This window comes from Vibrio sp. dhg (assembly GCF_003443775.1).
GTDB lineage: Bacteria > Pseudomonadota > Gammaproteobacteria > Enterobacterales > Vibrionaceae > Vibrio > Vibrio natriegens.
In genome coordinates this window covers 2,642,146-2,653,575 of the sequence record NZ_CP028943.1, presented here as the reverse complement: position 1 = coordinate 2,653,575, position 11,430 = coordinate 2,642,146, and the positions used below count along the sequence as shown (strand labels likewise).

The window sequence follows — 11,430 nt, the reverse complement described above, 5'->3', positions numbered from 1 at the left end:
TAGTGCGTATAATCTGGGAGCATTGGCTGACCAATGCAGCCAATGCGCTTCCTGTGACCAGAGATTCGATAAAGGAAAAATGAATGTTCAAAAAGTTGTCATGTAGCCCGTTAACTCGCCATTTTGCGCTTTGGGTAAGCTTCTTTTTGATCGCTGCGCCTTCGGTTGGCCGGGCTCAGGAAGAGACTTCCGCATCGCGCCCTAAAATCGCAGTGGTTCTCGCTGGTGGTGGTGCAAAAGGTGCCGCCCATATAGGCGTGTTGAAAGCTCTGGAAGAGATGCACATTCCGGTCGATATCATAACCGGAACGAGCATGGGCGCGTACGTCGGTGGCTTGTATGCCACTGGTATGAGCGCCGATGAGATTGAGAGCTTTATTTACACCGTGGATTGGAACGGCGGTTATCGAGACCGTGTAGACCGAAGCCAGCGCCGAGTTCGTGATAAAGAGTATGAAGACCGTTATCAGATTTACACCGACCTTGGCCTGAGATTGACTGAGGTTAGGGCACCAACTGGTGTCGTGCTAGGGCAAAACATGCTGCGTATTCTGCGTGAAAGCACGGGTAATTTGGGGCGTTTTGATTCCTTTGATGAACTCGCCATTCCGTATCGCTCTGTCGCAACGGACATCTTAGAGCTTGAAGAAGTCGTCATTGGTAATGGCTACTTGGTGGATGCGATGATGGCGAGTATGTCTGTGCCAGGCGCGCTCCCACCTTATCAGTTAAATGGTCACATGCTGGTCGATGGCGGCGTAGTAAATAACATGCCGGTTGATGTGGCTCGTGCAATGGGCGCGGACGTTGTTATCGCCGTAGATATCAGCACCGATTACAAAACCAAAGAAGACTTTACCGGGCTGTTTACCGTAGCCGACCAACTTTCCAACTATCTTGTGCGTCGCAGTACTCAAGAGCAAGTCGAAGCACTCCAAGAACAAGATATCTACATTCGTCCAAATGTTGGTCAAATGGAAACCGTTGAGTTCGATAAAATGCCTTCGGCGTTTCAGTCAGGGTATGAAATCACTAAAACGTTGGCACCGAAATTAGAAGGCTTGAGTCTATCCAGTGCGGATTACCAACGTTACATCGACCATAAACAAGAAGCTCGGAAAACCTTAGTCCATGGTGATGAACGTGTGGTTGATGAGGTCGTGATCATCAATAACACGCACTACAGCGATGTACTGTTGACCAACCGTTTGCATTTGGAGACAGGGCGAAAAATCCCCACGCAAGAAATAGAAAAAGCGGTTGAAAACCTATATGCGCTTGATCGCTTTGAGCTGATTACTTACCAGTTTGAGGAAGAAGACGGCGTCACACAGCTGGTGTTTAACGTTAACGAAAAATCGTGGGGCCCTAATTACCTCAACTTTCGATTTTTCCTCGAAGATGATTTTGATACTGACAGCCAGTATGGCATCGGATTATCAACCAATTTCACCAACCTAAATTCTCATGGTGCAGAGCTGGCGTTTAATGTTGAAATGGGTACGGATAAGCTGATTGAAGCTGAACTGTACTCGCCAGTCATGTCCAGCCAGCAGCTTTTCGTTTCCGGAAGGCTCACCTACAGCAATGAAAGCCGAAACTTGCCGCTGAGTGACTTCCAAAACCCGGACATTGGCGCAGTGGACGATTTCCTGCCTGTGTCGTACAGCGATTTTACATCAGAGCTTTCTATTGGCCTTCAACCCACTTTATGGCAAGAGTTACGATTGGGCGCACGATACTCAACAGGGAGTATTGAACTGTCCACTTTGGCATCGGCAGGTAATCTGGATTTTGACCGACTTGGCGCATTTGCAAGTTATCGTTTAGACACGCTCGATGACTTCGCTTTTCCTACTCGTGGCCTGTTGGTTGATTTGGAGTATTTCGTCTCTCATGACAAAAGTCCGGAAGGTGATAACTTCTTGGAATCCGAGTCTTCGGTTGAAGATACGGTGTATGAAATTTCCGCCCGATTTAAAGGTGCAGTGAGTCATCAGCGTCATACTTTAGTCGGACATGCTGAATACAGCTTTGTTGAGAGCAAAAACTCCACCATCCCACTCGATCCGCGAGAGTTAGGGGGCTTTTTAAACCTTTCGGGCATTCCGAGAAATAGCCTGATTGGGCAGGACTTATTCTTTAGCAGTCTGGTCTACCGCTATAAATGGTTCGATAATGACTTCGGATTGTTCGAAGCACCGGTATATATAGGCGCTTCATTGGAGTATGGTGGAGTATGGTCTGACAACGATCTCCATTTAGATGAAGCACCGCTGTATAATGCGGGTTCAGTATTCTTTGGCGTCGATTCCCCAATCGGGCCTATAATGTTGGCTTACGGTCGTACAGAGCAGAACTTGGAGGCAGTGTATTTGATCGTAGGAACCTCGTTTAATTAATCGGGACAAGAAGGCATAACCTAAGCATATTTGTTCAAAATTAGCAGAACTTTAGTCGTAAGTTGCTATGTTGGTCAAAATGATGAGATTTTAATTGAAGGTTAAATTTGCTATTCTTTGGCCCACAGTTTGGCCTCTACGGCGCTGTTTCTCAATCATAATTGAATGAAAACAAGGGCAATGGAGAGCCAAGTTTCCAAGGATGTTCACTCCTTTACTTTAAAAATAGTAATAATAAAGGAGGAACCGCAATGAGAGGAAAAAGTCGTGCTTGAAGCCTACCGTAAACACGTCGAAGAGCGTGCTGCCGAAGGAGTTGTACCTAAACCACTAGACGCTGAGCAAGTAGCTGGCCTTGTGGAACTTCTGAAAAATCCCCCTCAAGGTGAAGAAGAAGTCCTTCTTGACCTACTAGAGAACCGTATTCCACCAGGTGTTGATGAAGCCGCTTATGTTAAAGCTGGTTTTCTGACCGCAGTAGCAAAAGGTGAGGTATCTTCTCCGCTAGTAAGCCGTGAAAAAGCGGCACAGTTGCTAGGTACTATGCAAGGTGGTTACAACATCGAACCTCTAGTAGACCTACTAGACGACGATGCTCTGGCACCAATCGCTGCAAAAGCGCTATCTCACACTCTGCTTATGTTCGATGCTTTCTACGATGTAGAAGAGAAAGCGAAAGCAGGCAACGCGCATGCACAGCAAGTTCTACAATCTTGGGCTGACGCGGAATGGTTCCAGTCTAAGCCTGCGCTACAAGAAAAAATCACTCTTACTGTATTCAAGGTTACTGGTGAAACAAACACCGATGACCTGTCTCCAGCGCCAGATGCTTGGTCTCGCCCAGATATCCCAGTTCACGCGTTAGCAATGCTGAAAAACGAGCGTGAAGGCATCAACCCTGACCAACCTGGTAGTATCGGTCCGATCAAACAGATCGAAGAACTGCAAGAAAAAGGTCATCAACTGGTTTACGTTGGTGACGTAGTAGGTACGGGTTCTTCTCGTAAATCTGCGACTAACTCAGTGCTTTGGTTCATGGGTGATGATATCCCTAACGTTCCAAACAAACGTGCCGGTGGTTACGTACTAGGTGGTAAGATTGCACCAATCTTCTTTAACACAATGGAAGACGCGGGCGCACTGCCAATCGAAGTTGACGTATCGAAACTGAACATGGGCGACGTTATCGACGTTTACCCATTCGAAGGTAAAGTTTGTAACCACGAAACTGGCGAAACACTGGCTGAATTTAAGCTGAAAACAGACGTACTTATCGACGAAGTACGTGCTGGCGGTCGTATTCCACTGATCATCGGTCGTGGTCTGACTGACAAAGCTCGCCAATCTCTAGGTCTAGCGCCTGCAGATTTCTTCCGCAAACCAGGTGACGTTGCTGATACAGGCAAAGGTTACTCGCTTGCACAGAAGATGGTTGGTAAAGCATGTGGCGTAGAAGGTGTTCGTCCGGGCACTTACTGTGAGCCTAAGATGACTACGGTTGGTTCTCAGGATACAACGGGTCCTATGACTCGTGATGAGCTTAAAGACCTTGCGTGTCTTGGCTTCTCTGCTGACCTAGTAATGCAGTCTTTCTGTCACACCTCTGCGTACCCTAAACCAGTTGACGTAAACACGCACCACACACTTCCTGATTTCATCATGAACCGTGGCGGTGTTTCTCTACGTCCGGGTGATGGTGTTATCCACTCGTGGCTAAACCGTATGCTTCTGCCTGATACAGTAGGTACAGGTGGTGACTCGCATACTCGTTTCCCACTAGGTATCTCTTTCCCAGCTGGTTCTGGTCTGGTTGCATTCGCAGCGGCAACAGGTGTTATGCCACTGGATATGCCAGAGTCAATCTTGGTTCGCTTCAAAGGTGAAATGCAGCCTGGTATCACGCTACGTGATCTAGTACATGCAATCCCTTACTACGGCATCAAGCAAGGCCTACTAACGGTTGAGAAAGCGGGTAAGATCAACGAATTCTCTGGCCGCGTTCTAGAAATCGAAGGTGTTGAGCACCTAACGGTTGAGCAAGCGTTTGAACTTTCAGATGCGTCTGCAGAGCGTTCAGCAGCAGGTTGTACCGTTAAGCTATCTCAAGAGTCTATCGAAGAGTACCTAAACTCGAACATCACTATGCTTAAGTGGATGATCTCTGAAGGTTACGGCGATCGTCGTACAATCGAGCGTCGTATCACTGCGATGCAAGAGTGGTTGGATAACCCAGAGCTAATGGAAGCGGATGCGGATGCGGAATACGCGCACGTAATCGAGATCGACCTGGCGGAAATCAACGAGCCAATCCTATGTGCTCCTAACGATCCAGATGATGCTCGTCTACTTTCTGAAGTTCAAGGTACACAAATCGACGAAGTCTTCATCGGTTCATGTATGACTAACATCGGTCACTTCCGCGCTGCAGGTAAACTGCTTGAGCAATGGGGTGGTCAGCTAGATACGCGTCTATGGGTGGCTCCGCCAACTAAGATGGACCGCGATCAGCTAACGGAAGAAGGTTACTACGGTATCTACGGCCGTGCTGGTGTTCGTATCGAAACTCCGGGATGTTCACTATGTATGGGTAACCAGGCTCGCGTAGCAGACAAAGCAACCGTAATGTCTACTTCAACGCGTAACTTCCCGAACCGTCTGGGTACTGGTGCGAATGTTTACTTGTCTTCAGCTGAGCTAGCAGCAGTTGGCGCAATTCTAGGCCGAATTCCAACTAAGGAAGAGTACCTGGAGTACGCAGCGAAGATCAACGCAACAGCAGCGGATACTTACCGCTACCTGAACTTCCATAAGATGGATCAGTACACTAAGAAAGCAGATACGGTTATCTTCCAAGAGCCAGCATAAGCTTTATCGGTGAAATACAAAACCGCAGACAGTGTCTGCGGTTTTTTTGTTAAACGACTTAGGGAAAATCTATCTTTTAAAGCTTTAACTGCAACATCGCTGCGACATTGCGTGCGGTTAGTTCAATGTTCTGTGCTGCTTCAGCGAATGCTGTTGGCAGGTCTACCGAGCGGTTTACAATCGAAAAAACTGCATCAATACCATGCTCATGAACGACGCCACAATCGTGAGACAAACTGCCCGCGATACCGATCACTGGCACAAAATGTTTATTGGCCACACGAGCGACACCAATAGGCGTTTTGCCATGAATGGTTTGACTGTCAATACGACCTTCACCCGTGATGACAAGATCTGCACCTTCGACGATTTCGTCCAGATTAACCGCATCCATTACGATCTCAATTCCAGGGCGCAGTTCCGCATTAAGCAGGCCCATTAGGGCCGCGCCTAAACCTCCCGCAGCGCCAGCGCCTGGACGTGTGAGAACATCTTGGCCTAGTTGCGCTTTGATTACGCTTGCGTAGTGTGCCAGGTTTCGATCGAGCTGCTCAACCATGTCAGGCGTCGCGCCTTTTTGCGGGCCAAACACTTGTGATGCACCTTGAGGCCCGCACAGAGGATTGTCTACATCACACGCTACCTCCAAGCGCACTTGTGCAAGTCGGGGATCGAGACCTCGCATATTGATACGGTGAAGTTTGGAAAGCTCGCCACCACCAAAGCCAAGTGGTTCATGATTCTCGTCCAGAAGGCGAATACCTAGTGCTTGCGCCATGCCTAACCCCCCATCATTAGTCGCGCTGCCGCCAATACCGACGATGATGTGCTCGACACCTTTATCTAGCACCGCTTTGATCAGCTCACCAGTACCAAACGTTGTGGTAATCATTGGGTTACGTTTATCTGGATCGACCAAGTGCAAACCAGATGCGGCCGCCATTTCGATGATCGCTGTTTTGCCATCTCCCAGTAGTCCATAGAAGCCAGAAACAGGTTCGCCAAGTGGGCCTGTTACTGAGTGCTCAACTATTTCGCCACCCGTGGCATCAACAAGAGATTGAACGGTGCCTTCACCGCCATCAGCCATTGGCAGTTTGATGTACTCTGCATTTGGCAGGACGTGTTTAAACCCTTGCTCGATAGAGATTGCAACTTCCATCGCGCTTAGACTTTCTTTATAAGAATCCGGAGCAATAACAATTTTCATAGTGATACCTAAGCCTTAAACAAATAAACCAAACACACCAAACATCATGGTAGAGACAAACGCGATCATCAGACCAACCGCTGACTCATAAGGAATAAGCTTCAGACGCTCTCGGATATCCATGTTGAGTGCACCACCTGTTGCGTGGAAGAAGCTGCCATGAGGCATGTGATCAAGTACGGTTGCACCAGAGTGAATCATTGCTGCGCCTGCCAGTGCAGGGACACCAAGCTCAAGAATTGTGTGGCTAAATACGCTCGCTGCTACTGCTGTACCAGCGGTTGTCGAAGCGGTAGCCAGTGACATCATTGCACCAGAAATTGGAGCAAGTAAGTATGATGGCAGACCTGAAGCAGTGAGGACTTCAATCAGGCCTCCTTTAAGACCAGAGTTAGCGATGATGCCTGCGAGTGTGCCAGTACCCAATAGCATGACAGCGACAGGAGCCATACGGGTTAGACCTGATACGGCAAAGTGGTTGGTGTCGTTAAAACGCCCCATGACAACCGTGCCGATCAGGCCACCAAGAGGCAAAGCGATAAGAGGGTCAACGTTAATACCAGCGATTGGGCGCAGTGCCAGTAGCGCGATAGCCACAAGTGGAGCGACGATAGCAGCACCAAAGGTTGGTAATTTTTTGCGGTCAACAGAAACCACTTCGCTTGCTTGTACCATGCTTCCTTTATTACTTAGACGCTTAGCTAAAAAGTAAGCGAGCGCAAGACCAAACAGGCCGGGGACAACGCCAGCAAGCATTACGGAAGTCAGTGGTACGTCAAAGGCATCAGCGGCTGCGATGGCATTTGGATTTGGTGACATCACGTTACCGGCTTTACCACCGCCAACCATCGCCAATAGTATCGCAGTTTTAGAAATGCAAGCACGCTGGGCAATAGCTAAAGCAATGGGAGAAACTGTAATAACGGCAACATCAACGAATACACCAACGGAGGTTAAAATGAGAGTCGCTAGCGCCAGCGCTAGTAGTGCGCGAGTTTCGCCTACTTTTTTGACAATCGTTTCTGCGATAGAAGTTGCCGCGCCAGATTCTATCAGCACACCAGCTAATACGCCGGCAGCCAGAATACGAAGTACCGCTGTCACGATACCTTGAGCCCCACCAATCATCAGAGAAACGGTGTCCGTCAGTGATACACCACCAACGACGCCACCAATTAAGGCACCGATGATCATGCCGTACGCTGGTGGGACTTTCTTTAGAATTAGAGATATCGCCACAATTAATGCGGCCAAAGCTCCAAGAGTAGAGACTTCAATCATTTTATATTACCCAAGCTAGTGATTTAGTCTGGCCAATATAAAAGGCACGATTCAGTCAGTCTTTGGACGATGAAACAATCTTTCTTTTAAAAAACAACTCAATTACTGTGCGTCTGCATATTTTTCGTTTTTCAAGTGGCTAAACGAAGACCCAAGATATAGTTGAATTATCGAATCTAAGCTGTTGATATCTAAAGATGTTATTTGTGAGATCTTATCAAGGCGATAGCGCAGAGTGTTACGGTGAATATGAAGAGTGCAACAGGTTTGATGTGCATCGCAATTTTGTTCGAAATACACCTTGAGCGTCTTTATGAGAGTGCCTTTGGAATCACTCTGTTGCAGCAATTGATACGGCTGACATAATTGCTGTAGTTGCCAGGGTTCATTTTTTACCGCGCTGAGTAGTACCGGAATGCGGTAGTCCTGACAGAAGAAGACTTGTCCAGGCTGGTTTTGCGTCAACTCCATGGTGCGTTTGGCCGTTTGATAAGACTGGGCTAAACCTTGCAGAGAAGGGAAGTAATCACCCAGCGTAATCCGGATTTTAAACTTACCTTGCGTTTTTACCCGACGTAACAATTGGTTTGCGCTCTTGATTTCGTTCTCTTTCGACCAACCGTTTACCGTTAACGTGATAGGTTTGAGCACGACGACTTCAAGCTCTGATACGGAAATGATTCCGACTAAGTTATCGCGCTCTGGATACTCGAGCAGGTGTACCAGCTGCTGCAAGTGCTCCAGCAGCATTGGCTTATCATTACTCGGTATTACTTTGACTACCGCAGCAATTCTTGGTTGAGACAGATCGAGATCAAGACGCTCTGCGATCGAGGTCAGTTGATTATCATTTAAAGTTGAACCTTGTATGAGCTGAAGAACAAGTTCTTCCCGGTGACGTTTGTTCCATTCAATTTGTGACATGAGAGCGGCTTGTTCGATGATCAACTCTGCTGTCATTTTCACCAGCTCACCATAATGGTGAACCTCCTCTGGTGCACCGGATATACCAATAGCCCCGATTACCTGATTACGATAGATAATTGGCAGATTAATTCCGGGTTTGACGCCTTTGAGGTTATTAACCGCGGCCTGATTGATCTCGACAATACGTCGCTCATTGATTGCGAGAACAGCGCCTTCATGTTTTTGTTGTAAGCGAGCACTGTCACCTGAGCCAATAATACGCCCCTTTTCATCCATGACGTTGACCGAATGAGAGATGATTGTCATTGTTCGCTCAACGATTTGTCGGGCAATGTTTTCGTTTAACTGCATACTCGTTTTATAAACCCAGCTCTAGTGGTGGTTTAGCGAGGCATATTAACTGATAATAAAGAGTATAAGTATTGATTTTACTTATATTATTGTCAGTTAAGATAAATGAAGGAAATAGGATGGACTACGAATTTAAGAAAAACACCTTAGATGGTAGTTACTATTGTCACTGCTCAATGGAGCACGAAATTATCGGGCGTTGGTTACAAGAAGAAATTGGTAAGGAACGCCATCATATCGCAGAAGTAGATGCGCTTATTTCTTCGGCTATCAGTAAACCAACTCAAGAGTATTCGCTTTTGGGAAGAGAAATCAGTTTGATGATTTGTGGTGATGAAGTAACGGTACAAGATAATGCATTGCTGCATCATTATGAACAAGACAAAGACAGCGAGTTCGAATTGTACGACTGTGAAAGCACCGCTAGCTGTGGTCTCGAAGACTTTATGACTCTTATAGAGCAATGGAAAGAGTTTTTGAACATTTAATGCACAATTTTGGGTAATCAATTGTAGCTTGCTTTATATTTGGGAAAGAGGCGCACTGTTATGGTGCGACTTTTTTTGTTTGTATTGTAACCAATAGCCTTTAATTCCTTTAAATCAATAACTTAAAAACTTGGCACGTAGATTGGATTATTAGAAGTGTTTCAGGATGAATGCTTCGGAGAGAATTTAATGAAAATAATCAATGCCATTATAAAGCCATTTAAGTTAGACGATGTACGTGAAGCGTTGGCTGACGTAGGCATCGAAGGTATGACGGTATCAGAGGTTAAAGGTTTTGGTCGCCAAAAAGGTCACACAGAGTTGTACCGCGGCGCAGAGTACCAAGTGGACTTTCTACCAAAAGTAAAAATAGAAATCGCAACTCATGCAGATAATGTCGATCGTGTGGTAGAAGCCATCACAAAAGCGGCGCAAACAGGAAAAATTGGTGACGGTAAAATTTTTGTATACGACCTGAATCAAGCTGTTCGCATCCGTACCGGTGAAATGGACGCAGAAGCACTTTAAAAGTATTCAAGGGATTGGAGACACTATTATGGAATTAGCAACAACAGTAACAGAGTTACGTTACGCACTAGACACTTTTTTCTTCCTCATTTCCGGTGCATTGGTCATGTGGATGGCAGCGGGCTTTGCCATGCTTGAAGCAGGCCTCGTTCGCTCTAAAAACACAACAGAAATTTTGACTAAAAACTTTTGTCTGTACGCGATTGCTTGTACGACTTACTTAGTCGTTGGTTACAACATCATGTACGTTGATAACGGCGAAGGTGGTTGGTTACCATCACTAGGTGCCCTTATTGGTTCTCAAGGTGAAGGTGCAGACCATTCACTAGAATCAGACTTTTTCTTCCAGGTAGTATTTGTTGCGACAGCGATGTCTGTAGTTTCAGGTGCAGTTGCTGAGCGTATGAAGCTATGGTCATTCCTGATCTTTTCTGCAATCTTGACTGCATTCATCTACCCAATGGAAGGCTACTGGACTTGGGGCGGCGGTTTCCTATCAGAAGCGGGCTTTAGTGACTTTGCTGGCTCAGGTATTGTACACATGGCAGGTGCTTCTGCTGCACTAGCTGGTGTTTTGCTACTGGGCGCTCGTAAAGGTAAATACGGTAAAAATGGTGAAATCCACCCAATCCCAGGTTCAAATATGCCTCTAGCAACGCTAGGTACATTCATCCTATGGTTTGGCTGGTTTGGTTTTAACGGTGGTTCTCAGCTAATGGTCTCTGACTTCGAGAACGCAACCGCGGTTGGTCAAATTTTCCTAAACACGAACGCAGCAGCGGCAGCGGGTTCTATTGCAGCACTGTTTGTATGTAAGACAACTTGGGGCAAAGCTGACCTAACTATGATCCTAAACGGTGCATTGGCTGGTCTGGTTGCAATCACAGCGGATCCACTATCACCATCACCACTTTACGCAGTTGCAATCGGCGCAGTAGCAGGTGCAATCGTAGTATTCAGCATCATTGGTCTTGATAAACTTAAAATTGATGATCCAGTTGGCGCGATTTCAGTACACGGTGTATGTGGTTTCTTCGGCCTAATGGTTGTTCCTCTAAGCAACGGTGACGCGACATTCGGTGCTCAGCTTCTAGGTGCAGCAGTTATCTTTGCTTGGGTATTCGGTGCAAGTTTGGTTGTTTGGGCAATCTTGAAAGCAACAGTAGGCATCCGTGTAAGCGAAGAAGAAGAGATGGAAGGCATGGACATGCACGACTGTGGTGTAGGTGCATATCCAGAGTTCGTCACAGCGAAATAAAATTTACCATGTAGCATATTGTTACACTTCACATAATGAAAAACCTGCCACTATTGGCAGGTTTTTTTGTATCGATCATTGTTTTACTATTGAAGATAAATATAATAACGCAACTGATAA

8 protein-coding genes are annotated in these 11,430 nt (G+C 46.6%); 5 read left to right on the top strand and 3 right to left on the bottom strand.

Annotated elements, in window-relative coordinates:
• Positions 1 to 83 precede the first annotated feature (83 nt).
• Together DBX26_RS12205 and acnB are read left to right on the top strand one after the other, a co-directional pair.
• Complete coding sequence (locus tag DBX26_RS12205) at positions 84 to 2,402, top strand: patatin-like phospholipase family protein (RefSeq protein WP_118119332.1); 2,319 nt, start codon at positions 84 to 86, stop codon at positions 2,400 to 2,402.
• Between the two features lie 267 nt (positions 2,403 to 2,669).
• Positions 2,670 to 5,267 carry a bifunctional aconitate hydratase 2/2-methylisocitrate dehydratase gene (gene acnB, locus DBX26_RS12200; RefSeq protein ID WP_065300173.1) on the top strand — a complete coding sequence of 866 codons (2,598 nt, stop codon included), beginning with the start codon at positions 2,670 to 2,672 and terminating at the stop codon, positions 5,265 to 5,267.
• Positions 5,268 to 5,343: 76 nt separating this feature from the next.
• Here the strand turns inward: acnB and DBX26_RS12195 are convergent, their stop codons facing one another.
• From DBX26_RS12195 to DBX26_RS12185, 3 genes are all read right to left on the bottom strand, one after another.
• Positions 5,344 to 6,477 carry a glycerate kinase gene (locus DBX26_RS12195; RefSeq protein ID WP_118119330.1) on the bottom strand — a complete coding sequence of 378 codons (1,134 nt, stop codon included), beginning with the start codon at positions 6,475 to 6,477 and terminating at the stop codon, positions 5,344 to 5,346.
• A 15-nt stretch (positions 6,478 to 6,492) separates the two neighbouring features.
• Entirely contained in the window at positions 6,493 to 7,758 is a 1,266-nt protein-coding gene (locus tag DBX26_RS12190) for a GntP family permease (RefSeq protein WP_020333928.1), read from the bottom strand.
• A gap of 102 nt (positions 7,759 to 7,860) precedes the next feature.
• The gene (locus DBX26_RS12185; RefSeq protein ID WP_118119328.1) at positions 7,861 to 9,036 is read right to left on the bottom strand and encodes a sugar diacid recognition domain-containing protein; all 1,176 of its coding nucleotides are present in this window, start codon (positions 9,034 to 9,036) and stop codon (positions 7,861 to 7,863) included.
• Positions 9,037 to 9,155: 119 nt separating this feature from the next.
• On the opposite strand from DBX26_RS12185, the gene DBX26_RS12180 reads away from it, so the two are divergent.
• From DBX26_RS12180 to DBX26_RS12170, 3 genes are all read left to right on the top strand, one after another.
• A complete protein-coding gene (locus DBX26_RS12180; RefSeq protein ID WP_014232923.1) occupies positions 9,156 to 9,524 on the top strand; it encodes a YacL family protein in 369 nt (122 codons plus the stop codon).
• 189 nt (positions 9,525 to 9,713) lie between these two features.
• Positions 9,714 to 10,052 (top strand): P-II family nitrogen regulator, encoded by a 339-nt coding sequence (locus tag DBX26_RS12175; RefSeq protein ID WP_005386570.1) that lies wholly within the window; start codon positions 9,714 to 9,716, stop codon positions 10,050 to 10,052.
• A gap of 28 nt (positions 10,053 to 10,080) precedes the next feature.
• Complete coding sequence (locus DBX26_RS12170) at positions 10,081 to 11,310, top strand: ammonium transporter (RefSeq protein ID WP_014232922.1); 1,230 nt, start codon at positions 10,081 to 10,083, stop codon at positions 11,308 to 11,310.
• Positions 11,311 to 11,430 lie beyond the last annotated feature (120 nt).

What these genes read in the sequence shown, in the direction of transcription:
- DBX26_RS12170 (WP_014232922.1), top strand. Translation starts at nt 10,081, where the DNA reads ATGGAATTAGCAACAACAGTAACAGAGTTACGTTACGCACTAGACACT.
- DBX26_RS12175 (WP_005386570.1), top strand. Translation starts at nt 9,714, where the DNA reads ATGAAAATAATCAATGCCATTATAAAGCCATTTAAGTTAGACGATGTA.
- DBX26_RS12180 (WP_014232923.1), top strand. Translation starts at nt 9,156, where the DNA reads ATGGACTACGAATTTAAGAAAAACACCTTAGATGGTAGTTACTATTGT.
- DBX26_RS12205 (WP_118119332.1), top strand. Translation starts at nt 84, where the DNA reads ATGTTCAAAAAGTTGTCATGTAGCCCGTTAACTCGCCATTTTGCGCTT.
- DBX26_RS12185 (WP_118119328.1), bottom strand. Translation starts at nt 9,036, where the DNA reads ATGCAGTTAAACGAAAACATTGCCCGACAAATCGTTGAGCGAACAATG.
- DBX26_RS12190 (WP_020333928.1), bottom strand. Translation starts at nt 7,758, where the DNA reads ATGATTGAAGTCTCTACTCTTGGAGCTTTGGCCGCATTAATTGTGGCG.
- DBX26_RS12195 (WP_118119330.1), bottom strand. Translation starts at nt 6,477, where the DNA reads ATGAAAATTGTTATTGCTCCGGATTCTTATAAAGAAAGTCTAAGCGCG.